We start from the raw sequence: 23,783 nt of genomic DNA on the forward strand, positions 1-23,783 counted from the left end.
GCTGCCTGCCGAGAGTCCGAAAAGACATCCTTGGGTATATTTCTGCCATGCGTCGTCATCGAGTGGTGGCTTTGGTCAATCCGCCGCAGTCGCCGTTCGAGTTGGGTTGTGCGGCTGAGGTATTCGGTACCGTCCGGCCGGACATACCGGATCACTACGACTTCCGGGTCTGCGCCGAGCGGCCCGGCCCCGTGCGCACCACTGTCGGTTACGCAATGCTCGTCGACGCCGGTTTGTCGGCCTTGCGGGAAGCGGACACCGTCATCGTTCCCGGCTGGCAGCCACCGACCACGCCCGCGTCGTCGGCCGTCGTCGAGGCGGTGCGTGCCGCTCACCGGCGTGGGGCACGAATCGTCGCCATCTGCACGGGAGCGTTCGTGCTCGCACAAACCGGACTGCTCGACGGCCGGAGCGCGACCACCCACTGGCGCCACGCCGCCCAACTCGCCTCCGCCTTCCCCGAGGTGGAGCTGGCCTCGGACGTGCTCTACGTGGACCACGGCGATGTGGCGACGAGCGCCGGAACCGGCGCGGGCATCGACCTGTGCCTGCACCTCGTGCGGTCCGACCACGGCGCGGCGCACGCTGCCCAGATCGCTCGTCACATGGTGCTGCCACCGCATCGAGAGGGCAGCCAGCTCCAGTACGCCACACAACCCGCCCCCGCCAAGCCCGACGAGTCACTGGCACCGCTGCTGGAGTGGGCCACCTCCCGCCTCGACACGGCGCTGACCGTCGACCGCCTCGCCGCGCAGGCCGGGCTGTCGACGCGAACTCTCGCCCGGCGCTTCACCGAGCAGCTCGGCACCAGTCCGGGCCAGTGGCTACTCGGCCGACGCCTCGACGCGGCGCGCGCTCTCCTGGAGCACACCGACCTCCCGGTGGAAGCCGTCGCGACCCGAGTCGGCCTCGCCTCCGCGGTAAATCTGCGCCGCCGCTTCCGCGAACATCTCGGCACGACCCCGGGCGCCTACCGCCGCACCTTCGGCGAAACCCGATAGCCCGTACCCCTCATGGAGGCGATGGGTTGGGGTCGGTGGGACGTATTCGGTACCAGCCGGTTTCGTCTACTCCTGCTAGACCTCCTAGTTCCAGGGCGGGCAAGGCTGCGCGTACGGCGGGGAGTGGGAGGCCGGAGTCGCGGGACAGTTCGAGGGGGCTGCGGGAGCCTATTGCGGGGAGGGCGGCGTAGATGGTGGCTGGGTCGCCGTCCAGGGCATCGGCTGGGTCGGAGCGGGGTCCGGTGGCGAGAGGGAGGCGCAATGGGCCGAGTTCGTCGAGGACCTCTTCGGCTCGGCTTACCAGGAGGGTTTCGCCTTCTCGGATCATGCGGTGGCAGCCGACGGAGGAGGACGAGGTGATCGGGCCGGGCACGGCCATTGCGGGGCGGCCGAGGCGGCGCGCCCATTTGACCGTGTTTCTGGCGCCGCTGCGCAGGCCCGCCTCGACTACGAGGACGCCGTCGGCGAGGGAGGCGATGAGGCGGTTCCGGGCGAGGAAGTGGTGTTTGTGCGCGGTGGCGCCGGGCGGGTATTCGCTGATCACCAGGCCGGTTTCGCTTATTTCGGCGAGCAGTCGCTCGTGCTGGGCGGGATATGGGCGGTCCACGCCACAGCCCAGCACGGCGACGGTGGAGCCGCCGACTGCCAGTGCCGCGCGATGGGCCGTGCCATCGATGCCGAAGGCGGCGCCCGACACGATCGTCCAACCGCCATAGGCGAGTTCGCCCACGATTTCGGCGGTCGCGTGCTCGCCGTAACCGGTGCTGCAGCGGGCGCCGACGACGGCCAGCGCGCGGTCGGTCGAGTCGAGCAGCGACAGCGGACCGCGTGCCCACAGCACCAGCGGTATCGCGGCTCCGGCGTCCCGCGCCGGGTCGAGTTGGTTCAGTCCGAGCAGACGCCAGGCCGGCCACTCGGGGTCGTCCGGTGTCACCACGCGCCCGCCCAATCGGGTGACCGCCTCGAGATCTCGTTCGGCGCGGTCGATTCCACGTCGAGTCTCGGTGGGGCCGCGCAGCGACTCCGGTAGGTCGCACTCGCGCACGGCCCGCGCCGCCTCGAGCACACCGACCCGGTCGATCAGCGCCGACAGCGGCGCGCAAGGGCCTCCGACCACACGCGACAGGTAGATCCACGCCAGACGGCGCTCGTCGGTGTCGAGAGTCATCAGTTCGGTGTCAGCGCTTCGCGGGCCACCAAGTCGTAGCCCATCGCCCAGTGGTTCCGTACCCTCGAAATCCGCGTGCCGATCGCTCATCGCTCCCCCATTTCGTGTCGGCCCACCCCGGTCCGGTACGACAGCGCCGCGAATGGACCGTCCGGCGGTCCACGCGTTCATGACGGTCCCCGCTGCCGGAAGTTCAACGCCTGCAAGACATCCTGAGTGCTCGGTACGTCACCGCCGCGCAGATCGCACACCGTCCAGGCGACCCTGATCGCGCGGTCGGCCGCCCGCGCCGACATGCGGCCCTGTCGCAACGCGCTCTCCACCGGGGCGAGGGATTCGCGCGGCAACCGGAACCGTTGGCGCAGCACGTGTCCGGGGACCTCGGCGTTGGCGGACCAGCCGTACTCCGCCCACCGCCGCACCGCCGCCTGCCGCGCCACCTCCACCCGACCGCGTACCGCCTCGCTGCTTTCGGCTTCCGTGGAGGCGAACGCCCCGGCGGCCTGGCCGACCATCTGCACCCAGAGATCGATGCGGTCCATCAATGGACCCGACAGCTTGCCCAGGTATCGTCGCCGCGCCAGCGGCGCGCAGATGCAGTCCACGTCGCGGGCGGGCGAGCACGGGCACGGGTTGGCGGCCAGAATGAGCTGGAACCGGGCCGGATACCGGGCCACCCCGTCTCTGCGGGCGATGCGAACCTCGCCCTCCTCCAAGGGAGTTCGCAGCGACTCCAGCACCTTCGTGCCGATCTCCGCGCACTCGTCGAGGAACAGCACGCCGCGGTGAGCGCGGCTGACCGCGCCGGGTCGCGCCGAACCGGATCCGCCGCCGACCATAGCGCTCACCGACGACGAGTGATGTGGCGCGACGAAGGGCGGCATCGTGATCAGCGGGTGATCGCCGGACAGCGTTCCCGCGACCGAATGGATGGCCGTCACCTCCAGCGACTCCGATTCCGTCAGCGGCGGCAACAGGCTCGGAAGACGTTGCGCCAGCATGGTTTTGCCGATGCCGGGCGGGCCGGTGAGGAGTAAATGATGGCCGCCCGCCGCGGCTACTTCGAGCGCCCAGCGAGCCTCGTCCTGCCCGACCACTTCATTGAGGTCGCCGCCGGTGCGCTGGGTGGGCGGGAGCGCGCCGTCCGGCTCGCGCAGCATGCCGTCGCCGCGCAGCCAGTCGATCAGCTCGCGCAGGGTCGACGCGCCGAGCACCGTGACCCCGTCCACCAGCCCGGCCTCGGCCAGCGCGCACTCCGGCACCACCACCGTGGACCGGCCCGCTCCCCGCGCGGCCAGCACCGCCGGAAGGATGCCGCGCACCCGGCGCACGCGCCCGTCCAGCGCCAGTTCGCCGAGTAACACCGTGCCCGCCAGCCGCGCCGAGGGAATCGCGTCCCCCGCGTCGAGCACGGCCGTCGCCAGGGCCAAGTCGTACACGCTGCCGATCTTCGGAAGCGTCGCCGGGGACAGCGCCATGATCACCCGGCCGTCGGGCCATTTCTCGCCGGAGTTGGTCACCGCAGCGCGCACGCGGTCCCGCGATTCCTGCAGCGTGGTGTCGGGCCGCCCGACCAGATGAACAGAAGGCAAGCCCTGCCCGATATCGGCCTCGATCTCGACCAACTGACCGTCCACACCGGTGACCGCAACCGAATAGGCCCGCCCGAGCGCCATCAGAACACCGCCGGAAGATGCTCGATCACCGGCTCACGATGACGAACGAGCAGCACCGACACCACGTCGAACCGGATGCGCCGCCACGGCCCCGGCTGCTCGTCGAGCCACAGCAGCGCCAGCCGCCGAATACGCTGCTGTTTGGTAAAAGTCACCGCCTCAGCCGGCACCCCGAACCCCACCCCCGACCGAGTCTTCACCTCGATAAAAGCGGTGACATCCCCTTCCCGCCCGATCAGATCCAGCTCGCCGTACCGACACCGCCAGTTCCGCTCGACGATCTCCATACCCGCCGCCCGCAAGAACCGCGCGGCCAACTCTTCCCCATGCGCCCCAAGCGCCAGATTATGTGCCACCCACCCAGCGTGAACGACCGCCAACCCACCTCAACCAAGCCAACCTGCACAAACAGAAACCCTGTGAATAACCGAAACCCTGTGGACAACACGCCCACCTACCACCAACCCAAACACCGCGAGCCCATGACGGCACCACCACCAGCCCGCCACCATTCCCTCACGCCAACACCCCATATCGCGCAACTCCCACGCCAACAATCCACATCGCGCAACTCGCCACGCCCCCACACCACATCGCCGACTCCTCACGCCCACACGCCGCACCACGAACTCCCCCACGCCCACACCCCGAACTCCTCACGCCCACATCCCCCCACCGCGCAACCCCCACGCCCACGTTCCGCACCACGCAACCCCCACGCCCACATTCCGCACCGCGCAACCCCCACGCCCACATTCCGCACAGCGCAACCCCCTCCGCCAAAAACCTCCCCTGTAGCACGCCAACCCCGTAGGTTTTCGGCGCGTCTCGGTTTTCGGGTGCCGCTGCAAAGCGACGAAGGAGCCAGCAGCGGCACCCGAAAACCGAGACCAAGGGCGCCGAAAACCCGCCGAAGCGAAGCGAAGGCCAATTACTCAGGCAACCTCAAATCCGGCTTCTCCAACTCCTCGATATTCACATCCTTGAACGTAATAACCCGCACATGCTTCACGAACCGAGCCGGCCGATACATGTCCCAAACCCAAGCGTCCGACATGCGTACCTCGAAGTACACCTCCCCGTCGGCGTTCTGCGGTCGCAGCTCGACGGAGTTGGCGAGGTAGAAGCGGCGTTCGGTCTCCACCACGTACGAGAACTGGCCGACGATGTCCTTGTACTCGCGATACAGCGAGAGTTCCATCTCGGTTTCGTATTTCTCGAGGTCCTCGGCGCTCATCTGGTGGAACGTCCTCCTTCTCGCCACGACGCGGTGCTGACCACATCATCTCGCATGGGCGGTGCCGGTAGCCACTCGCCTGGTTCCGGGCATGTCCGGCGCGGCGATCTCCGCGTCCGGTTCGATCATTTCCGCCGCCAGCTCTGCCTCCGTCAGTTCGTCTTCGACCTCGATCACCTCGGCCTGGCCGTTGAGCCGCACGTTCCGCCAGGATCGGCGGTGTTCGCTGCTCGGGCCGAGTTCTCGCAGGGCCGCCAGGTGTTCGGGTGTGTTGTAACCCTTGTGGCCGGCGAAGCCGTAGCCGGGTAGCCGCCGGTCCATGTCGACCATGATGTGGTCGCGGGTGACCTTCGCGAGGATGCTGGCCGCCGCGATGCAGGCCGCGGCCGCGTCCCCGCCGATCACCGGCAGCGACGGCACCGTGATGCCGGGCACCCGGAATCCGTCGGTGAGCACGTAGCCGGGTTCGACGCCCAGCCCGGCCACCGCCCGCCGCATGCCTTCGATATTCGCGACGTGGATGCCGATGGCGTCGATCTCCCAGGCCGGGATCACGACCACCTGCCACGCGAGCGCCCGCCGCTTGATGATCGGGAACAGCCGCTCCCTGGTCGCCTCCGTGAGCTTCTTGGAGTCGTCCAGGTCGGCCAGCGAGTCGTACGCCTTGGGCGCCAGCAGGCACGAGGCCACCACCAGCGGCCCGGCGCAGCACCCGCGCCCGGCTTCGTCCACGCCCGCGACCGGACCGAGCCCGCTGCGGATCAGCGCCGCCTCCAGGGTGCGCAGGCCACCGGCCTTGCGCATCACCACCCGCGGCGGCCAATCTCCACTGCGGACAGCGATGGGTCGAATCCCTTTGCCGCCCTTACTCTTGCGGACGGCGCGCTGCTGATTCCGCGCCACAACTCCCACCATTCGATTATCTCTGCCCGACGCGCGCCACTCAGCTCTGGGGATCCTGCGAACGGATCGGCCCGATCCGGTTGGGCGGCCAGATCTTGAACACCGCCTTGCCGCGGATGTCGTCGACGGGCACGGTGCCGGAGTACTCGTCGTCGACGTGGGCACGCGAGTCGGCGGATTCGTTGCGGTTGTCACCCATCACCCAGACATTGCCGTCGGGCACCTTGATCGGGCCGAATTCCCGTCCGCGCGGGTTGATCGACAGGCCGCCCGCGGTCTTCACGGCGTACGGCAGACCCGGCTGGTACGGGTAGTTGTAGTGCGCGTACGGCTCGTCGAGCGGTTTGCCGTCGACCATCACCCGACCTTCGGTGTCGCAACACTGCACGGTCTGCCCGCCGGTCGCGATCACGCGTTTAACCAGGTCGTTCTCGTCCGGCGGGACCAGCCCGAAGAACGAGAAGAAGTTCTGCACGCCGCGGACGACGACGTTCCCGGACCGGTTGGAGCGGTAGGCCTTGTTCCAGGAGTTGCTCGGCCCCACGAACACCACGACGTCGCCGGGCCCCGGGTCGCCGAAGTCGTAGCTGAGCTTCTCGACGTAGATGCGGTCGCCGGTGCAACCGGCGCAACCGTGCAGGGTCGGTTCCATCGACTGTGACGGGATCACGTACGGGCGGCCGATGAAGGTCACCACGAGCGCGGCGATTACCGCGGCGATCACGATGAGGATCGGCAGCTCCTGCCAGAACGGGCGCTGCTTCTTCTGCTTCTTCGATCGCGCGCGCCGTTGCCTCGGCGTGGTTGCCCCTGCGCGTTCGTCATCCGCTCCGGATACCCGCACCGAGTCGATTTCGTCTGCCACGCCGAACAGCGTAGCCCGGCGGTCTGACGGGACGCGCGCTGCCGCCCCGGCGGCGGGAAAGGAAAACCCCCGGCCGACCGGCCGGGGGTTTCTCGGGGGAAGTCGCCGTCTCAGCGCTTTTCCTTGATCTTGGCGGCCTTGCCGCGCAGATCGCGCAGGTAGTACAGCTTGGCCCGGCGGACGTCACCGCGGGTCACGACATTGATGTGGTCGATGTTGGGGCTGTGCACCGGGAAGGTGCGCTCGACGCCGACACCGAAGGAGATCTTGCGGACCGTGAAGGTCTCGCGGATGCCGCCACCCTGGCGCCGGATGACGGCGCCCTTGAAGACCTGGATGCGCTCCTTGTTGCCTTCGATGACCTTCACGTGCACGTTGACGGTGTCGCCCGGCCGGAAGTCGGGGACATCGGTGCGCAGCGACTTTTCGTCGACGAAGTCGAGGGTGTTCATTTCCGTCCTTTGGAAGTTCGCGTGAACAGAGGAACCTGGCGGCTCTAGCTCGACCGGTTCGTGCTCCGGATATGGGCGGTGCGCTGGGCCTACTTCGCCCAGGGCAACCCCGCTATTGTGCCAGACCCAGGGATCGGACAGTTAATCGGGTTGCCGACCGGGTGACCTGCCGGTATATCGCTCCGAGTGCGAGGTCAGTCCGCCACTTTACGGCCGACGCGCAGCGGGTGCGGCGGGGCGGGTGCGGGTACCACGCGGCGGGCCAGTTCCTCTTCGGTCGCCCGCCGCACGTGCGCGACATCGGGGCTGCCCGCGATCAGATCCTGCACGAAGATCTTGGCCCGGATGACCGGCCGCCGATAGCGGCGTTCGCGCCGGATCGCCCGCTGCATGAGTTTGGCCCGGCCCGCGTACCGCCAGCGCGCCCAGGGCGCGCCGGGGCGGCTCAGCCGCAGCGCGCCGACGACCAGCAGCGGGAGAAAGAACATGCCGAACAGTCCGGTCCAGATCTTGCCCTTGGCGATGACGATCGCGGCGAGCGCGAGATTTCCGATCGCGAACAGGGCGAGCAGGACCCGGCCCAATTCGCTGCCGTCGTACCGAATGTCGTTGACCTCCAGCAACCACAGCGGATGGAACCCGAGCAACAGCAGGCCCGTGACCGCAAGCGCCACGAACACGGCGTCGACGGAGGTGCGGCCCTGTTCCTCCCAGTACACGTCGCGCAGGTAGTAGATGAGCGCGAACTCGTCGAGCACGAGCGCCGCCCCGACACCGAACGCGGCGGCCAGCGCGCTGAAGGGGCCGACCCCGCTGCCGTACGACGCCACCAGCCCGATCCCGGACAGCAGCACCAGCACCACGCCGAACACCATGTGGTGAATGTGCACGTCGCCGGCGCGCAGGTTGCCGGGCCACCAGCGCACCCGTTTGCGAATCAGCCGGACGCTCAACCGGATCAGCAGGAATCCGACGATGAAGCCGAGCAAGAAACACAGCAGCGGCAGGCGTCCCTGCGCCATGACGGAGTCGTCGAGCCACCGTCGTATTGCTGCCATGTCCCCATCGCTCCGGCCGTGGATATGCGATCACTGTCGGCATGCGGACGCCACGCTCAACGCCCGACCCGCCTCAGCCACATTGTGCAGCAATCTCGTGACACCCAGCCGAACCGCACGCAACACACCGCACAACCCGCCGGGCCGGATGCTCACCGGAACGCTGTGTGCGGGCCTGAGCCGATCCGGTCCACGCGAAGATCACCCGGCAGGACCGATTGCCCGACTGTCACGGGCCCGAGGTCCGGGTCGCCTGCGAACGGTGCGTGATTACTTGCCGAAACCCGCCCGGCGCAGTGCGTCGGCCATGGCACCGTTGCTGGGTGCGGGAGCGTTGCGGCGCTGCTGGTTTCGAGCCTGCCCGCCGCGGTTCTGGCCGCCGCCTTGGCCGCCGCGGTTCTGGGTGTCGCCGCCTTGGCCGCCGCGAGGCTGGCCGCCGCGGTTCTGGCCCTGCGGGCGCTGGCCGCCGCCGCGCTGACCCTGGCCACCCTTCTCCGGCTTGCCGGGCTCGTCGTCCAGGCGCAGGCTCAGCCCGATGCGCTGGCGGGCCACGTCGACCTCCAGCACCTTGACCTTCACCACATCGCCGGACTTGACGACCTCGCGCGGGTCGCGGACGAAGTTGTGCGACATGGCCGAGACATGCACCAGGCCGTCCTGATGCACGCCGATGTCGACGAACGCGCCGAAGGCGGCCACATTGGTGACCACGCCCTCGAGCACCATGCCCGGCTGCAGGTCGGCGACCTTCTCGACGCCGGCCGCGAACTCGGCGGTCTTGAACTCCGGGCGCGGGTCGCGGCCGGGCTTCTCCAGCTCGGCGATGATGTCGGTGACGGTCGGGAGACCGAACCGCTCATCGGTGAACTCGGCGGGGCGCAGCGACTTCAGCACGGTGTTGTTGCCGATGATCTCGAGCACGCCGCGGCCGGTGCTGTCGACGATGCGCCGCACCACCGGGTACGCCTCGGGGTGCACCGCGGAGTTGTCGAGCGGGTCGTCACCCTCGCGGATGCGCAGGAAGCCCGCGCACTGCTCGAATGCCTTCGGGCCCAGTCGCGGCACATCCCGCAGGGCGGTGCGATTGCGGAACGGGCCATTCTGATCACGGTGCGCCACAATGGATTCCGCGACCGAGGTGGACACGCCCGACACCCGCGCCAGCAGCGGCACCGAGGCGGTGTTGACGTCCACGCCGACCGCGTTCACCGCATCCTCGACCACCGCGCCCAGCGAGCGAGCCAGCAGTGTCTCCGATACGTCGTGCTGGTACTGGCCGACGCCGATGGACTTGGGGTCGATCTTCACCAGCTCGGCCAGCGGGTCCTGGAGGCGGCGGGCGATGGAGACCGCGCCGCGCAGCGACACGTCCAGCTCCGGCAGCTCCTGGGAGGCGTAGGCCGACGCCGAGTACACCGACGCCCCGGCCTCGGACACCACGATCTTGGTCGGCTTGTTCTCGGGGATGCGCGAGATGAGTTCGACGGCAAGGGCATCGGTCTCGCGCGAGGCGGTGCCGTTGCCGATGGCGATCAGCTCGACGCCGAAACGGGCGACCAGCGCGCCGAGGACGGCGAGCGATTTCTCGGTCTGCCCCTGCGGCTTGTGCGGGTAGATGGTTTCGGTGGCCACGACCTTGCCGGTGCCGTCCACGACCGCCACCTTGACGCCGGTGCGGAACCCCGGGTCCAGGCCCATCGTGGTGCGGGTGCCGGCGGGCGCGGCGAGCAGCAGATCGCGCAGGTTGGCGGCGAACACGTCGACCGCGTCCTTCTCGGCGGATTGCCGCAGCCGCATCCGGATATCGATGCCGAGACTCACCTGCAGTTTGGTGCGCCACGCCCAGCGGACCGTGTCCAGCAGCCAGCCGTCGGCCGGGCGGCCCCGGTCGGCGATGTCGAACTTCAGCGCGATGCGACCCTCGTAGATCGACCGCTCGCCCGGCTCCGGCTCCTCGATATCGGGCTCGAGGTGCAGCGTGAGCACCTCTTCCTTCTCGCCGCGCAGCAGCGCCAGGATCCGGTGCGAGGGCAGTTTGGTGAACGGCTCGCCGAACTCGAAGTAGTCGGCGAATTTCGCGCCGGCCTCCTCCTTGCCGGGCCGCACCCGCGAGGTGACCTGACCGCGGTTCCACATCAGCTCACGCAGCTCGCCCACCAGGTCGGCGTCCTCGGCGAAGCGCTCGACCAGAATGGCGCGGGCGCCGTCGAGCTGTTCGGCGCTGTACTGGGCCGGGTCGGTGGCGGGATCGCCGATCAGGGCGTCGGCGACCGGCTCGTGACCGGCCTCGCGCGCGATCTGCGCCTTGGTGCGCCGCTTGGGTTTGTACGGGAGGTAGATGTCCTCGAGGCGGGCCTTGGTCTCGGCGAGCATGAGCTGCTGCTCGAGGGCAGCGTCCAATTTGCCCTGGCCGCGAATGGATTCCAGAATCGACGCCCGGCGCTCGTCCAGTTCGCGCAGGTAGTACAGGCGCTCCTCGAGCTGGCGCAGCTGCGCGTCGTCGAGCCCGCCGGTGACCTCCTTGCGGTACCGGGCGATGAACGGCACGGTGGAGCCGCCGTCGAGTAGCTCCACGGCGGCGCGTACCTGCTCGTCGCGGACGCTCAGCTCGTCGGCGATGCGACGGCTGACGGTGCCGAGGCGAACGGTCCCGACGACCGGCGGATCGGCCGAGACGGAACCAGCGGCTGCGGTGCTGACGGGTCCGGCGCTGGCGGATTCTGGGGCTGTCGTCACGCTCGCAGACACTACCGTCGCCCGCCGACAGCAAACCACAAGCCCCGCGCCCGAAGTGCCGCAGCCGCATTCGCTTACGCTCGCCCCGACCGCCTCAACAGCGGCAACAGGAGACGGCACACCGAGGAAACTCGCCGAACGGAATCGCGGCCGACCATTCTCGCCGTGTCACACGGAATTGTGTCCGCTCAGGCCGGACACCTCTCGGCTACCCGTCTTCCGGAACGTCCGCGGGCAGCAGGTCCGGGCGGCGGGCGCGGGTGCGGGCCAGAGATTGTTCGCGGCGCCAGGCCTCGATCCGGGCGTGGTTGCCCGACAGCAGGATCTCGGGGACCTCGAGTCCGCGCCAGCTGACCGGGCGGGTATAGCTGGGCCCTTCGAGCAGGCCGTCGGAGAACGAATCCTGTTGGTGGGACAGCTGATTGCCGAGCACCCCGGGCACGAGCCGCACCACGGCCTCGGCCATCACCAGCACCGCGGCCTCGCCGCCGATCAGCACGTAGTCGCCGATGCTGACCTCCTCGACGCGCACCCGGCGCGCGGCGTCGTCGAAGACGCGCTGGTCGATGCCCTCGTAGCGGCCGCAGGCGAATACCAGATGCCGTTCACCGGCCCAGCGTTCGGCGGTGGCCTGGGTGAACGGGACACCGGCGGGCGTGGGCACCACCAGCAGCGCCTCGTCGGGACACACCTCGTCCAGGGCGTCTCCCCAGACGGTCGGTTTCATGACCATGCCGGGACCGCCGCCGTACGGTGCGTCGTCCACCGCCTGATGGACGTCGTGCGTCCACCGCCGTAGGTTGTGCACGCCGAGTTCGACGATCCCCTTGTCGATCGCCTTGCCCAGCAATGCCGTTCGCAGCGGCTCCAGATACTCGGGGAAGATCGTGACGACATCGATGCGGAGCGCGGCGTCGGCACTCATTGCTCACTCCTTGTCGAGCAGTCCCTCGGGCGGATCGATGACGACCAGGCCCTCGGCCAGTGACACGGTGGGCACGATCGCGGTCACGAACGGCACCAGGATCTCGCGCCCGTCTTCCGCGGCGCGCACCGAAAGCAGTTCTCCCGCAGCGGAATGCAGCACCTCGGTCACCGTGCCGACGACCGTGCCGTCGCCGAGCCGCACGGTCAGGCCCTCGAGTTCGTGGTCGTAGAACTCGTCCGGATCCTCCGACGGCGGCAGATCGGCGGTATCGATGAGAAAGAGCATGCCGCGCAACGCGTCCGCGGCCGTGCGGTCGGCAATGCCTCGCAGGCACAGCAGCAGTCGCCCCGAGTGCTCCCGGACCGACTCCACCGTGTGTTGCTGCGTCTGCTGCGACCGGGGCAACCGCCCGCGCAGCACCGTGCCGGGCGCGAACCTCGCCTCGGGATCATCGGTACGCACCTCGACCACGAGTTCGCCGCGCACGCCGTGCGACCTGGCGACCCGTCCGACGACGAGTTCCATCTACTGGTCGGTGTCGACCACGTCGACCCGGATCCCCCGGCCGCCGATACCGGCGACGAGGGTACGCAGCGCGGTCGCGGTGCGTCCGCCGCGGCCGATCACCTTGCCCAGATCCTCCGGGTGGACATGCACCTCGACGGTGCGCCCGCGCCGGCTGGTGATCAGCTCGACGCGGACGTCGTCGGGATTGGCGACGATGCCGCGCACCAGGTGCTCGACGGCATCGGCGACGACGGCGCTCATGCCTCGGCGGTCTCGGTCTCGGCCTCGTCGGCCTTCTTCGCGGCCTTCTTCTTCGGGGTCACGGCCTCGGCGACCGGCTCGCTGTCGGCGGCGGCCAGCGCGGCGTTGAACAGGTCCAGCTTGCTCGGCTTGGCCGCCTTGACCTTGAGGGTGCCCTCGGCGCCCGGCAGGCCCTTGAACTTCTGCCAGTCGCCGGTGATCTCGAGGATGCGCTTGACCGGCTCGGTCGGCTGCGCGCCGACGCCCAGCCAGTACTGCACGCGCTCGGAGTCGACCTCGATCAGCGAGGGCTCTTCCTTCGGGTGGTACTTGCCGACGCTCTCGATGGCGCGGCCGTCGCGGCGGGTGCGCGCGTCGGCGACGACGATGCGGTACTGCGGGTTGCGGATCTTTCCGAGCCGCGTGAGCTTGATCTTGACAGCCATGGCTGTTGCCTTTCGGTGGTGGCCGCCCGCGGGCAGCCGGTTGGTCACGGCGCAATTCAGCGACCCACACGGATGCGGGCCCGGTTTTGCGTAGAGTGTGTGACCGCCGCGCGGTACGTAACCGGAGACGGGCTGACACTGTCCCGAGATCGGCGGCCGCGGCACGAGCCGTGGTCACCGAGGAGGACGGTCGATCATTCTGCCAGACTCCCCCCGACCACATGAAATCGGCTCGGCCGGGGTCCGGGACCGCCCCCGATGCGCGAGTTCAGCGGTGGGCGGTGACCGGGTCGCGGCGATTGTGGACCCGCCCGCGCAACACCACGAACGCGGGCGCCGCGAGGACCTCCGGCCCGGTCCGGGGATCGGCGTCGTAGACCACGAAATCGGCCGGGGCGCCCGGTTCGATGCCGGGACGGCCCAGCCACTCCCGCGCCCGCCAGGAGGCCGCGCCCAGCGCCTCGTCCGGCGTCAGGCCCGCACCGGCGAGCGCGTCGATCTCGTCGGCGATACGGCCGTGCCGGATCGAGCCGCCGGCATCGGTGCCGGTGTAGATGGGCACACCGGCGGCGTGGGCGGCGGCGACGGTGTCGCGGACGCGGCGGTGCAGATCGCGCATGTGCGCGGCGTAGATCGGGAACTTCGCCGCACTGTCGGCGATGTCGGGGAAGGTATTGATATTGATCAAGGTGGGTACCAGGGCAGTGCCGTGGCGCACCATCATCTCGAGGGTCTCGTCGGTGAGGCCGGTGCCGTGTTCCAGGCAGTCGATACCGGCGCCGATCAGGCCGGGCAGCGCGTCCTCGCCGAAGACGTGCGCGGTGACCCGGGCGCCTTCGCGGTGCGCGGCGTCGATGGCCTCCTTCAGGACGGCGTCGCTCCACAGCGGGCGCAGATCGCCGACGGAACGGTCGATCCAGTCGCCGACGATCTTGACCCAGCCGTCGCCGAGGCGGGCCTGTTCGGCGACGATGTCCGGCAGGTCGCGCTCGTCGTCCAGTTCGATGCCCAGTTCGCGGATGTAGCGCTTGGGCCGGGCGATGTGGCGGCCCGCGCGGATGATCCGCGGCAGGTCCTCGCGGTCGTCGATGAACCGGGTGTCGATGGGCGAGCCCGCGTCGCGCAGCAGCAACGCGCCCGCGTCACGCTCGGTCTCGGCCTGGGCGACGGCGCCCGCGCGGTCCTCGTGCCCGCCGCCGTACCGGATGCCGACGTGGCAGTGGGCATCCACCAGGCCCGGCACGATCCACCCTGTGCGGCACAGGGTTTCGGCGTCGCGCACGGGCTCGAAGGAGATCAGGCCGTCGTGCACCCACAGGTCCCGGACCTCGTCTCCCGGGAGTACCACTCCCCGCAGGTGCAGTCGCATCGCGCCTCCTGGTCGCAACGGTGTGCCTCACACGCGGTCGGCGCCACGGCGCGCTCCGGCCCGGCGCGAGGGAAGTCGGAAGCTATTTCTGCTTGCGGTTCATCAGCTTCGACAGGTCGAAGCCCTCGAGGCCGGGGGGCAACTCGTCGAGGCCCGCGGGCATGTTCGACAGGTCCGGCATGCCGCCGGGCATGCCGCCCGGGGGCATCGCGGGCATGCCGGGGAAACCGCCACGCACCTTCGGCGGCGTCGGCCCGCGCCCGCCCTTCTTGCCTTTCTTCCCCTTCTTGCCCTTGGCATTTCGACGAGCGCCGCCGGGCATGCCCATCTGGCGGCCCATTTGCGCCATCATCTTGCGGGCCTCGAAGAAGCGGTCGACCAGCTGGTTCACATCGGTCACCGTGACACCCGAACCGTTGGCGATGCGCAGCCGCCGGGAGGCGTTGATGATCTTGGGGTTGGCGCGCTCGGCGGGCGTCATGCCGCGGATGATGGCCTGCACCCGGTCCAGTTGCTTGTCGTCGACCTGAGCCAGCGCGTCCTTCATCTGGCCCGCGCCGGGCAGCATGCCGAGCAGGTTGCCGATCGGACCCATCTTCCGGATCGCCAGCATCTGATCGAGGAAGTCCTCGAGCGTCAGCTCGCCGGAGCCGATCTTGCGCGCGGCCTCCTCGGCCTGCTGCTGGTCGTAGACCTGCTCCGCCTGCTCGATCAGCGTGAGCAGATCGCCCATGCCCAGGATGCGGCTCGACATCCGGTCCGGGTGGAAGACGTCGAAGTCCTCGAGCTTCTCACCGGTGGAGGCGAACAGGATCGGCTGGCCGGTCACCTCGCGCACCGACAGCGCGGCGCCACCGCGGGCGTCGCCGTCCAGCTTGGTGAGCACCACACCGGTGAACCCGACGCCGTCGCGGAACGCCTCGGCGGTGCTGACCGCGTCCTGGCCGACCATGGCGTCGAGGACGAACAGGATCTCGTCGGGCTGTACGGCATCGCGAATGCCCGCGGCCTGCCCCATCATCTCCGCGTCGATGCCGAGGCGGCCCGCGGTGTCGACGATGACGACGTCGTACTGCTTGCCGCGCGCCTCCTCGATGCCCTTGCGCGCCACGTCGATCGGTTCGCTGACCGAGATGCCCTGCGGGTGCTCGCCGCCGATCGAGGTTCCCGGGTGCGGCGCGAACACCGGCACACCGGCCCGCTCGCCCACCACCTGCAACTGCGTGACCGCGCCGGGCCGCTGCAGGTCGCAGGCCACCAGGAGCGGCGTATGCCCTTGTCCCTTCAGCCATTTCGCGAGCTTGCCCGCCAGGGTCGTCTTACCCGCGCCCTGCAGACCGGCGAGCATGATCACCGTCGGCGGGGTCTTGGCGTACTGCAACCGGCGGGTCTCGCCGCCGAGGATCCCGATGAGTTCCTCGTTGACGATCTTGACGACCTGCTGCGCCGGGTTCAGCGCCCCCGAGACCTCCGCGCCCTTGGCGCGCTCCTTGATGCGAGCGATGAACTGCCGCACCACCGGCAGGGCGACGTCGGCGTCGAGCAGGGCCAACCGGATCTCGCGAGCGGTCGCGTCGATATCGGCCGGTGACAGCCGCCCCTTGCCGCGCAGATCCTGTAGGGCACCGGTCAACCGGTCGGACAGGGATTCGAACACCGATCGCGCTCCTGGTATCTCGACGGACGTCACTCGACTTACCAGGGTATCGGGTCCGCCCCGAGGTCAGTCCAGCGAGCGTCGCCGCGGGCGCGGAGCCTGCCGGATGTCGTGGTCCTCCGAGGCCACCATGTACATCGCCTCGCGGGCGGTCAGCCCCAGTTCGAGGGCCATGTTGTCGAGCATCGCCCACTCCGCGTCGGTGGGGTCGTGGTCGGTGCCCGTGGAGGCGATGGTCATGGCCGTCACCGCCTGCTGACCGGTGAGCGTGCGGCCGGGTAGCCAGGACACCACCCAGCGGTCCCCGCCCACGCAGCGCGCGATGTGCCGGGTCAGATCGCTGGTCATCGTTGCTGCGGATACCACTTCAATAGCCACCGACCTGCTCCCCTCGTGCTCCGGACACCATGACAGGTACTGCGACAGCTCCGACGGAAGAACATCAAACGGTTCCGATATTAGAGTGGCCCGCGTCACACGAGCTACAGGTTGTAGCAAATTGCGCGCAACGATCTGATCAACCAGCAAATGACCAGTTTGCGCGAAAATGCGCGGGCGGGGCGACTGCTCAGTAAATCGCTCCGGAGTCGGTGCCGCTGTCCGTTTCGGCGGGTTTCTTCGGTTCCGGCTGGGGAACCACCGCCAGCACCGCGGTTTCGATCTCGGCGCGGCGCTGGGGTGTGTCGTCGTCGCCCAGGTCCAGGCAGAAGGCGTCGACCACGGCCGATCCCAGCGTGACGACCTTGGCCCACCGCACGCTCGCCCCGGTGGCGGCCAGTGCCGCGGCCAATCGGCTGAGCAGCCCGATGCGGTCCTCGGCGCGCAGTTGCAGCAGCGCCTGGCCGGGCACGGCGGTGTCGGTCCAGATCACCCGCGGCTGGGCCTGGGCGTACGGGCCGACCCGCACGCTCGCCTCGCGCTCCTTCTTCGCCAGCATCGCGCCGGTGTTCAGATCGCCCTTGACCGCCCGGATCAATTCCTGCCGCAGCAGACCGGCGTCCGGCGGGTCGCCGAACATCGGCGTCACCACGAACCGGTCGATCGCGATCCCGTCCGCACCGGCCAGCGACGCCGACAGCACCCGCAGCGAATGCAGCGCCAGCACCCCGGCCGCGTCCGACAGCAGTCCCGGCGTATCCGGCGCGATGACGGTGACGACGTGGGTGTAGCGGCCCTCACCGGGTACCAGCTGAACGTGCACGCCGCCGGACTTCGCCTGCTCCAGCAGTTCGTCGGCGATCGGATCCGGTTGTGGCAGTGGCTCTCCCGCCATCACCAGGCGGCAGCGCCGGACCAGCTCACCGATCAAGGCGGCCTTCCAGTCGCCCCACACGCCCGGACCGGTGGCCAGGGAGTCGGCCTCGGCCAGGGTGTGCAGCAATTCCAGCAGTTGCGGATCGCCGTCGAGCGCGTCGACCACCCGCTGCACCGTCTCGGGATCGCCGAGATCGCGTTTGGTCGCGGTGTCCGGCAGCAGCAGGTGGTAGCGGACGATCGCCGACACGGTCCGCACATCGGTGGGCCACAGCCCGAGCCGGCGGCCGATATGGGTGGCGAGTTCGGCGCCGACGACGCTGTGGTCCTCGACCCGGCCCTTGCCGATGTCGTGCAGCAGCGCGCCCAGCAGCAGCAGATCGGGGCGCGACACCCGGGTGCCGAGCGCGCTCGCGTAGGCGACGGTCTCGACAAGGTGGCGGTCCACGGTCCAGGTGTGCATCGGGTCGCGGGGCGGCAGGTCCCGCACCGCTCCCCACTCCGGAAACAGCCTGCCCCACAAGCCCGTTCGATCCAGCGCCTCGACCGCGTCGACGGTGCCGCGCCCGGCGCCCAGCAGGACCAGCAGGTCGTTGAGCGCCTCGCGCGGCCACGGCTCGCGCAGTTCGGGGGCGTCCTCGGACAGCCGGTTGAGCGTGGTCGCCGCCATGGGCAGCCCGGTCTGCGCCGAGGCGGCGGCCACCCGCAGGATCAGGCCCGGATCCTTCTGCGGCCGCGCGTCGCGGGCCAGCACCACCTCGCCGGAGTGCTCGACCACCCCCTCATCGAGTGGTCGACGCACCGGCACCCGGCGCAGCCGGGCGAGTCCTCGACGCGGCAGGGCATTGCCCGCGGTGCGCAGCCCGACGTCGACCGAATAGCCGACCGTGCGCGCGGCGTCGCTGAGCGTGCGGGCCAGATCGAAACGGTCCCCGATGCGCAGCGCGGCGCCGATCTCGTCGGCGTCCTGGGCACGGAGCTGATCGCGGGAGCGGCGCGCCACCCGGTGCAGTTCGGTCCGCACGTCGAGCAGGCGGCGGTGCGCCTGTTTCAGGCCGCCGCCCGGCACGTCCGGGCCGAGACCGGGCATGGCGTCGGTCAGCTGGGCGATGGCCAGCGCGTCCAGCAGCTGGATGTCGCGCAGCCCGCCGCGGCCGTTCTTCAGGTCCGGTTCCGCGCGATGGGCGATCTCGCCGCCGCGCTTCCACCGGACCCGGGCCTGCTCCACCAATTCGCCGAAGCGCGAACGGATTCCGGTCCGCCACTCCCGGCGCACCCCGCCGATCAGCAGGTTGCTCAGCTCCTGATCGCCGACGATGTGCCGGGCCTCGAGCATGCCCAGCGCGGCGGTGAGATCCTCCGACGCCACCCGCAATGCCTGCGGGACCGTGCGGACGCTGTGGTCGAGCTTGATGTGCGCGTCCCACAGCGGATACCACAGTTGATCGGCCACCTCGGCGACGCGTTTCGGGTCCACGTCGTCGTGCAGCAGCACCAGATCCAGGTCGGAGTACGGCATCATCTCCCGGCGGCCCAGTCCGCCGACGGCGACCACCGCGAGGCCGCTGTCGGCGGTGATGCCGAGTTCCGCGCCCTTGGTGGTGAGCCACAGATCATGCAGATCCACCAGCGCCTGGCGCAGCGACTCGGCGTCCAGGCGGGGCCGGCGGGCATCACCGCCGTCGAGCAGTTGGTCTCGGGCACGCACCAGATCCGTGGCCCCGCCCGGCATGTCGTTGTTCGCCTGCAAACCCACAACCACCACCCATTCCGTGTCCCCGCGGACCCGCGCCGCCGGGTCCCATGCGCACGGCCCCGTCCCGGCCGTCGTCCGGCCGGGAGCGGGGCCGCCGCTCACTTCTCTGTGTTCGCTGCGGTGTAGTTCGCTACAGAGCGTCGGCCCCGCGTTCGCCGGTGCGGACCCGGATCACCGCCTCGACGGGGGTGACCCAGACCTTGCCGTCACCGATCTTGCCGGTGCGGGCGGCCTCGACGATCACCTCCACCACCTTCTCGACGGAGGCATCGTCCACGACCACCTCGACGCGGACCTTCGGCACGAAGTCGACGGAGTACTCGGCGCCGCGGTAGACCTCGGTGTGGCCCTTCTGCCGCCCGTAGCCCTGCACCTCGCTGACGGTCATGCCCAGCACACCCGCCTGCTCCAACCCGCTTTTCACGTCCTCGAGCGTGAACGGTTTGACGATTGCAGTGATCAGTTTCATTGCGTCATGCCTCCTTGACGGCGGTACGTGCCGTGCCACCCACAGCAGCGAAATCGTATGCCGTTTCCGCGTGCTCCGACTCGTCCATGCCCTGGAACTCGGCGTCGTCGCTCGCGCGCAGGCCGATGGTGTACTTGATCGCCAGCGCGATGATCGCCGTGACGACCCCGGAGAAGATCAGCACCGCGAAGGCGCCGACGGCCTGCTTGCCCAGCTGATCGAAGCCGCCGCCGTAGAACAGGCCCTCGACCCCGGCCGGCGCCTCGGAGGTGGCCACCAGGCCGACCATCAGGGTGCCGATCAGACCGCCGACCAGGTGCACGCCGACCACGTCGAGCGAGTCGTCGAACCCGAACCGGAATTTCAGCCCGACCGCCAGGGCGCACAGCGCACCGGCGACGATGCCGATGGCCAGCGCGCCGACCACGTTCACCGACGAACACGACGGGGTGATGGCGACCAGACCGGCCACGATGCCCGAGGCCGCGCCCAGCGAGGTGGGCTTGCCGTCGCGGATCTTCTCGACCACGAGCCAGGCCAGCATGGCCGCCGCGGTGGCGATGGTCGTGGTCACGAAGGTGGCGCCCGCGATGCCGTTGGAGGCGGTCGCCGACCCGGCGTTGAAGCCGTACCAGCCGAACCACAGCAGTCCGGCGCCGAGCATCACGAAGGGAAGGTTGTGCGGCCGCATCGGCGTCTTGGGCCAGCCCCTGCGCTTGCCGAGCACGATCGCCAGCACCAGGCCCGCGATACCGGCGTTGATGTGCACCGCGGTGCCGCCCGCGAAGTCGATCGCCTTGAGCTTGTTGGCGATCCAGCCGCCGTGCTCACCGGTGATGCCGTCGAAGGAGAACACCCAGTGCGACACCGGGAAGTAGACGACCGTGGCCCACACGCCCGCGAACAGCAGCCAGGAGCCGAACTTGAGGCGGTCGGCGACCGCACCCGAGATGAGAGCGACGGTGATGATCGCGAACATCAACTGGAAGGCCACGAACACCGACAGCGGAATCGAGCCCGCCACCGGAATCGCGGCGGGCGACGCGGGATCGGTGGTGGCCAGATAGCTGCCGCCGAAGACCGACTTCAGCCCGAAGTACTGTCCGGGGTCGCCGAACAGGTTGCCCTTGTCGTCGCCGAATGCCAGCGAGAAGCCGTAGAGCGACCATAGAACGGTCACCAGGCCCATCGCGCTGATACTCATCATGATCATGTTGAGTACGTTCTTGCCGCGCACCATGCCGCCGTAGAAAAAGGCCAGGCCGGGTGTCATCAGCAGCACGAGTGCCGAACTCGCCAGCATCCATGCGGTGTCACCGGTATTGGGTTCACCGATTACGGGAAACGCCACCTTTGTTCCTCCTCATCTCGGGCCCTGCCGATTACGGCAAAACGAGCCTGCTGAGTAGGTTCCTCAGTCGGTGTTTCCTCCGTGACGCCGCGATGTTTCCGCTGGGTGAACGGATGAACTTGCAGTGTTGCCACTACGTTTCGTGCGGTTCACGATGGTTCGGGGCTCAGCGTGCGCACCCGCCCGCTGTGAGCCGATTCGGTGAGGTTTTCGCAGGTCAACCCAGCAACGCGTCCACGAAGGCGGAGGGTTCGAAGGGAGCCAGATCATCGGCTCCCTCACCCAAACCGACCAGTTTGACCGGAACGCCCAGCTCGTGCTGGACCTGGAAAACGATACCGCCCTTGGCGGTCCCGTCCAGCTTGGTCAGCACCACGCCGGTGATGTCGACGACCTCGGCGAAGACGCGGGCCTGGGTCAGGCCGTTCTGGCCGACGGTCGCGTCGAGCACCAGCAGCACCTCGTCGACGGCGGCCTTCTTCTCCACCACCCGCTTGACCTTGCCCAATTCGTCCATCAGGCCGGTCTTGGTGTGCAGGCGTCCCGCGGTGTCGACCAGCACCGCGTCGACTCCGTTCGCGATTCCGGCGCTGACCGCGTCGAAGGCCACCGACGCGGGATCGGCGCCCTCGCGACCGCGCACGGTCTCCGCGCCGACCCGTTCGCCCCAGGTCTGCAACTGGTCGGCGGCGGCGGCGCGGAACGTGTCGGCCGCGCCGAGCAGCACGCGGCGGCCGTCGGCGACCAGGACCCGGGCCAGCTTGCCCGTGGTCGTGGTCTTGCCGGTGCCGTTCACGCCGACGACCAGCAGGATCGACGGATGATCGTCGTGCGGCAGGGCTCGGATGGACCGGTTCAGCTCGGGGCGCAGCGCCTCGATCAGCACATCGCGGAGCACCTGGCGGGCCTGCTCACCGGTCCGGACGCTGCGCGCGGCCAGTTCCTCCCGCAGCCGCCGCACGATCGTGCCGGTGACGGCCGTGCCCAGATCGGCCATGACCAGGGTGTCCTCGATCTCCTCCCAGGAGTCCTCGTCCAGGTCGCCGCCGCCGAGCAGGCCCAGCAGGCTCTTGCCGACCGCGTTCTGCGACCGGGACAGGCGACCGCGCAGGCGGGTGAGGCGGCCCGCAGTGGGCTCGATCTCCTCCAATTGCGGTGCGGGAGTTTCGCTCTCGCTCGGCGCGGGAGCTTCCGCCGGTGCCGTGCCCTCGGGCACTACCTCCTCGGCGGTGGCCGCGGTCTCGGCGGTGTCGGGTTCGGGGAGGCGGACGTCGGTGATGGTGCGGCGAGCCGAATCGCGCGGGATGGCGGCGTCGTCCCCGACGTGCGGCTGGCCCTCGTCGTCGGTGCGCTCGAGGGGAACCGGCTCCGGTTCCGGACGAGGCGGCGTCAAGGTCCCCGCACCCGCGCCACCCTGACTGAAGTCGAATCCGCCGGACGCCGTGTACCCGCCCGACCGATCGGTCAGCTCCTGCTCGGTAGCGGCCGGGGTGAGGGTCACCCGCCGGCGCCGGTACAGAACAAATCCGGACACGAACGCCACCAGCAGCACGGCGGCGATCGCGGCGATCAGAATCCAAGCTTGCGCAGTCACGCCCCCATCCTTTCAGAACCCGGAGTTACACCTGTCGGGTGGCGGACCGCGGGCGCGTCGGCCCGCGACCTGCGGCCGGACCTACGGCATGGTCGTAGACGGGCCGGGATCGCTCAGGTGAGGCGGGTGTAGTTGCCGGCTTCCGAGACGTCGGGGTCGGTGGTGAGGAAGGCCTCGAGCATCTCCTCGGCGAGGGTGGGCGAGGTCAGCCGGAGACCGAGGGCGAGCACATTGGCGTCGTTCCATTTCCGGGCGCCCGCGGCGGTGGAGCGGTCGGTGCAGAGCGCGGCCCGCACACCGGGCACCTTGTTCGCGGCGATCGACACGCCGGTGCCGGTCCAGCAGCACACCACGCCGCGGTCGGCCGCACCCCGCGCGACCGCCTCGCCGACCCCGCTGCCCACCTCCGGCCAGGCGATGTCCTCGCCGACCACCAGCAGTTCGTGTCCCTGGGCGGTGAGCCATTCCCGCATGTGCCGGGTCAGGTCGGTGGATTCGTCGGTACCGAAGGCGATCCGCATGTGTCGAGGGTACGACCTGCGGTCCGCGCACTAACACAACCGCTGGTTACCCACCGGAAGGACACGCCGGAATCGGCGTAGTAGACACCATCAACTACCGACCGGTCTGCTCGTCCGAGCACCACACGGCGGAAGGCTCGGCGAATCCGATACCGAGACAATAGGATCGGCGACGTGACCGATCGAAATGTGCTTGGGGGACCGCTGGAGGAGTGTGGCACCGATCCTCTCACCGGCTTCTACCGGGACGGTTGCTGTAGCACCGGCCCCGAAGACCTGGGCAGCCACACGGTGTGCACCGTCGTAACCCAGGAGTTCCTGGAGCACCAGAAGTCGATCGGCAACGATCTGATCACCCCGCGCCCGGAGAACAACTTCCCCGGGCTGCAACCGGGCGACCGCTGGTGCGTGGTCGCGGTGCGCTGGCTACATGCCCACGAGGACGGCGTCGCCGCCCCGGTGGTCCTGGCCGCCACCCACGAGAACGCGCTCGAGGTCGTCCCGATGGACACGCTCCGCAAATACGCCGTCGATGTTCCCGACGACGTGAGCGATCTGCTGTAGGCCCGGGCGCGTCGGCGGGATCGTGAGAAGT

At 69.4% G+C, this 23,783-nt stretch carries 23 protein-coding genes; 2 read left to right on the plus strand and 21 right to left on the minus strand.

The window, feature by feature from the left end; all coding sequences use genetic code 11:
- The first annotated feature begins 47 nt into the window (after positions 1-47).
- Positions 48-1,001 (plus strand): GlxA family transcriptional regulator, encoded by a 954-nt coding sequence (locus ACFMRZ_RS11930; protein ID WP_400179199.1) that lies wholly within the window; start codon positions 48-50, stop codon positions 999-1,001.
- A 10-nt stretch (positions 1,002-1,011) separates the two neighbouring features.
- Here ACFMRZ_RS11930 and dprA read toward each other — a convergent pair whose 3' ends face one another.
- The 21 genes from dprA to ACFMRZ_RS12035 form a co-directional block, all read right to left on the minus strand.
- Positions 1,012-2,169 carry a DNA-processing protein DprA gene (dprA, locus tag ACFMRZ_RS11935; protein ID WP_400179200.1) on the minus strand — a complete coding sequence of 386 codons (1,158 nt, stop codon included), beginning with the start codon at positions 2,167-2,169 and terminating at the stop codon, positions 1,012-1,014.
- Positions 2,170-2,336: 167 nt separating this feature from the next.
- Positions 2,337-3,845: a YifB family Mg chelatase-like AAA ATPase gene (locus ACFMRZ_RS11940; protein ID WP_400179201.1), complete on the minus strand. Its 1,509-nt coding sequence runs from the start codon at positions 3,843-3,845 to the stop codon at positions 2,337-2,339.
- Positions 3,845-4,201, minus strand: coding sequence for a YraN family protein (locus ACFMRZ_RS11945; RefSeq protein WP_280274536.1), 357 nt, complete (start codon positions 4,199-4,201; stop codon positions 3,845-3,847). Before ACFMRZ_RS11945 ends, ACFMRZ_RS11940 begins: the two co-directional genes overlap by 1 nt.
- 575 nt (positions 4,202-4,776) lie before the next feature.
- The gene (locus ACFMRZ_RS11950; RefSeq protein WP_011210678.1) at positions 4,777-5,082 is read right to left on the minus strand and encodes a DUF2469 domain-containing protein; all 306 of its coding nucleotides are present in this window, start codon (positions 5,080-5,082) and stop codon (positions 4,777-4,779) included.
- Positions 5,083-5,127: 45 nt separating this feature from the next.
- Positions 5,128-5,886 carry a ribonuclease HII gene (locus ACFMRZ_RS11955; protein WP_280367877.1) on the minus strand — a complete coding sequence of 253 codons (759 nt, stop codon included), beginning with the start codon at positions 5,884-5,886 and terminating at the stop codon, positions 5,128-5,130.
- 139 nt (positions 5,887-6,025) lie between these two features.
- On the minus strand, positions 6,026-6,850 hold the full coding sequence (gene lepB / locus ACFMRZ_RS11960; protein WP_400179202.1) for a signal peptidase I: 825 nt from the start codon (positions 6,848-6,850) through the stop codon (positions 6,026-6,028).
- 110 nt (positions 6,851-6,960) lie between these two features.
- A complete protein-coding gene (gene rplS, locus ACFMRZ_RS11965; RefSeq protein ID WP_400179203.1) occupies positions 6,961-7,302 on the minus strand; it encodes a 50S ribosomal protein L19 in 342 nt (113 codons plus the stop codon).
- A gap of 194 nt (positions 7,303-7,496) precedes the next feature.
- On the minus strand, positions 7,497-8,360 hold the full coding sequence (locus ACFMRZ_RS11970; protein WP_400179204.1) for a hypothetical protein: 864 nt from the start codon (positions 8,358-8,360) through the stop codon (positions 7,497-7,499).
- Between the two features lie 270 nt (positions 8,361-8,630).
- The gene (locus ACFMRZ_RS11975) at positions 8,631-11,096 is read right to left on the minus strand and encodes a Tex family protein (RefSeq protein WP_400179205.1); all 2,466 of its coding nucleotides are present in this window, start codon (positions 11,094-11,096) and stop codon (positions 8,631-8,633) included.
- Positions 11,097-11,304: 208 nt separating this feature from the next.
- Positions 11,305-12,021 carry a tRNA (guanosine(37)-N1)-methyltransferase TrmD gene (trmD, locus tag ACFMRZ_RS11980; protein ID WP_280367867.1) on the minus strand — a complete coding sequence of 239 codons (717 nt, stop codon included), beginning with the start codon at positions 12,019-12,021 and terminating at the stop codon, positions 11,305-11,307.
- A 3-nt stretch (positions 12,022-12,024) separates the two neighbouring features.
- Positions 12,025-12,549, minus strand: a complete 525-nt coding sequence (gene rimM / locus ACFMRZ_RS11985; protein WP_400179206.1) for a ribosome maturation factor RimM — start codon at positions 12,547-12,549, stop codon at positions 12,025-12,027.
- Positions 12,550-12,792, minus strand: a complete 243-nt coding sequence (locus ACFMRZ_RS11990; protein WP_187687654.1) for an RNA-binding protein — start codon at positions 12,790-12,792, stop codon at positions 12,550-12,552.
- Positions 12,789-13,217, minus strand: a complete 429-nt coding sequence (gene rpsP / locus ACFMRZ_RS11995) for a 30S ribosomal protein S16 (RefSeq protein WP_280270224.1) — start codon at positions 13,215-13,217, stop codon at positions 12,789-12,791. Before rpsP ends, ACFMRZ_RS11990 begins: the two co-directional genes overlap by 4 nt.
- Before the next feature lie 268 nt (positions 13,218-13,485).
- Positions 13,486-14,586: an amidohydrolase family protein gene (locus ACFMRZ_RS12000; RefSeq protein WP_400179207.1), complete on the minus strand. Its 1,101-nt coding sequence runs from the start codon at positions 14,584-14,586 to the stop codon at positions 13,486-13,488.
- A gap of 82 nt (positions 14,587-14,668) precedes the next feature.
- Positions 14,669-16,243: a signal recognition particle protein gene (ffh, locus tag ACFMRZ_RS12005; protein WP_400179208.1), complete on the minus strand. Its 1,575-nt coding sequence runs from the start codon at positions 16,241-16,243 to the stop codon at positions 14,669-14,671.
- 66 nt (positions 16,244-16,309) lie between these two features.
- Positions 16,310-16,591 carry a hypothetical protein gene (locus ACFMRZ_RS12010; RefSeq protein WP_280367860.1) on the minus strand — a complete coding sequence of 94 codons (282 nt, stop codon included), beginning with the start codon at positions 16,589-16,591 and terminating at the stop codon, positions 16,310-16,312.
- A 220-nt stretch (positions 16,592-16,811) separates the two neighbouring features.
- Complete coding sequence (locus ACFMRZ_RS12015; protein ID WP_400182839.1) at positions 16,812-19,229, minus strand: [protein-PII] uridylyltransferase; 2,418 nt, start codon at positions 19,227-19,229, stop codon at positions 16,812-16,814.
- Between the two features lie 154 nt (positions 19,230-19,383).
- Positions 19,384-19,722 (minus strand): P-II family nitrogen regulator, encoded by a 339-nt coding sequence (locus ACFMRZ_RS12020; RefSeq protein ID WP_187687650.1) that lies wholly within the window; start codon positions 19,720-19,722, stop codon positions 19,384-19,386.
- A gap of 4 nt (positions 19,723-19,726) precedes the next feature.
- Positions 19,727-21,073 carry an ammonium transporter gene (locus tag ACFMRZ_RS12025; protein ID WP_400179209.1) on the minus strand — a complete coding sequence of 449 codons (1,347 nt, stop codon included), beginning with the start codon at positions 21,071-21,073 and terminating at the stop codon, positions 19,727-19,729.
- A 217-nt stretch (positions 21,074-21,290) separates the two neighbouring features.
- Positions 21,291-22,667 (minus strand): signal recognition particle-docking protein FtsY, encoded by a 1,377-nt coding sequence (gene ftsY, locus ACFMRZ_RS12030; protein ID WP_400179210.1) that lies wholly within the window; start codon positions 22,665-22,667, stop codon positions 21,291-21,293.
- A gap of 113 nt (positions 22,668-22,780) precedes the next feature.
- Positions 22,781-23,188 carry an RpiB/LacA/LacB family sugar-phosphate isomerase gene (locus ACFMRZ_RS12035; RefSeq protein ID WP_400179211.1) on the minus strand — a complete coding sequence of 136 codons (408 nt, stop codon included), beginning with the start codon at positions 23,186-23,188 and terminating at the stop codon, positions 22,781-22,783.
- Between the two features lie 174 nt (positions 23,189-23,362).
- Between ACFMRZ_RS12035 and ACFMRZ_RS12040 the strand changes: the two genes are divergently transcribed.
- Positions 23,363-23,752: a DUF2237 family protein gene (locus tag ACFMRZ_RS12040; protein ID WP_024806481.1), complete on the plus strand. Its 390-nt coding sequence runs from the start codon at positions 23,363-23,365 to the stop codon at positions 23,750-23,752.
- Positions 23,753-23,783 lie beyond the last annotated feature (31 nt).

Source organism: Nocardia sp. N2S4-5 (genome assembly GCF_044628355.1).
GTDB classification, from domain to species: Bacteria; Actinomycetota; Actinomycetes; order Mycobacteriales; family Mycobacteriaceae; genus Nocardia; species Nocardia wallacei_B.

Excerpts from the sequence above, each read along its gene's own strand:
- ACFMRZ_RS11930 (WP_400179199.1), top strand. The coding sequence starts at position 48 with ATGCGTCGTCATCGAGTGGTGGCTTTGGTCAATCCGCCGCAGTCGCCG.
- dprA (WP_400179200.1), bottom strand. The coding sequence starts at position 2,169 with ATGACTCTCGACACCGACGAGCGCCGTCTGGCGTGGATCTACCTGTCG.
- ACFMRZ_RS11940 (WP_400179201.1), bottom strand. The coding sequence starts at position 3,845 with ATGGCGCTCGGGCGGGCCTATTCGGTTGCGGTCACCGGTGTGGACGGT.
- ACFMRZ_RS11950 (WP_011210678.1), bottom strand. The coding sequence starts at position 5,082 with ATGAGCGCCGAGGACCTCGAGAAATACGAAACCGAGATGGAACTCTCG.
- ACFMRZ_RS11955 (WP_280367877.1), bottom strand. The coding sequence starts at position 5,886 with ATGCGCAAGGCCGGTGGCCTGCGCACCCTGGAGGCGGCGCTGATCCGC.
- rplS (WP_400179203.1), bottom strand. The coding sequence starts at position 7,302 with ATGAACACCCTCGACTTCGTCGACGAAAAGTCGCTGCGCACCGATGTC.
- ACFMRZ_RS11970 (WP_400179204.1), bottom strand. The coding sequence starts at position 8,360 with ATGGCAGCAATACGACGGTGGCTCGACGACTCCGTCATGGCGCAGGGA.
- trmD (WP_280367867.1), bottom strand. The coding sequence starts at position 12,021 with ATGAGTGCCGACGCCGCGCTCCGCATCGATGTCGTCACGATCTTCCCC.
- rimM (WP_400179206.1), bottom strand. The coding sequence starts at position 12,549 with ATGGAACTCGTCGTCGGACGGGTCGCCAGGTCGCACGGCGTGCGCGGC.
- ACFMRZ_RS11990 (WP_187687654.1), bottom strand. The coding sequence starts at position 12,792 with ATGAGCGCCGTCGTCGCCGATGCCGTCGAGCACCTGGTGCGCGGCATC.
- rpsP (WP_280270224.1), bottom strand. The coding sequence starts at position 13,217 with ATGGCTGTCAAGATCAAGCTCACGCGGCTCGGAAAGATCCGCAACCCG.
- ACFMRZ_RS12000 (WP_400179207.1), bottom strand. The coding sequence starts at position 14,586 with ATGCGACTGCACCTGCGGGGAGTGGTACTCCCGGGAGACGAGGTCCGG.
- ACFMRZ_RS12010 (WP_280367860.1), bottom strand. The coding sequence starts at position 16,591 with ATGACCAGCGATCTGACCCGGCACATCGCGCGCTGCGTGGGCGGGGAC.
- ACFMRZ_RS12015 (WP_400182839.1), bottom strand. The coding sequence starts at position 19,229 with ATGCCGGGCGGGGCCACGGATCTGGTGCGTGCCCGAGACCAACTGCTC.
- ACFMRZ_RS12020 (WP_187687650.1), bottom strand. The coding sequence starts at position 19,722 with ATGAAACTGATCACTGCAATCGTCAAACCGTTCACGCTCGAGGACGTG.
- ACFMRZ_RS12035 (WP_400179211.1), bottom strand. The coding sequence starts at position 23,188 with ATGCGGATCGCCTTCGGTACCGACGAATCCACCGACCTGACCCGGCAC.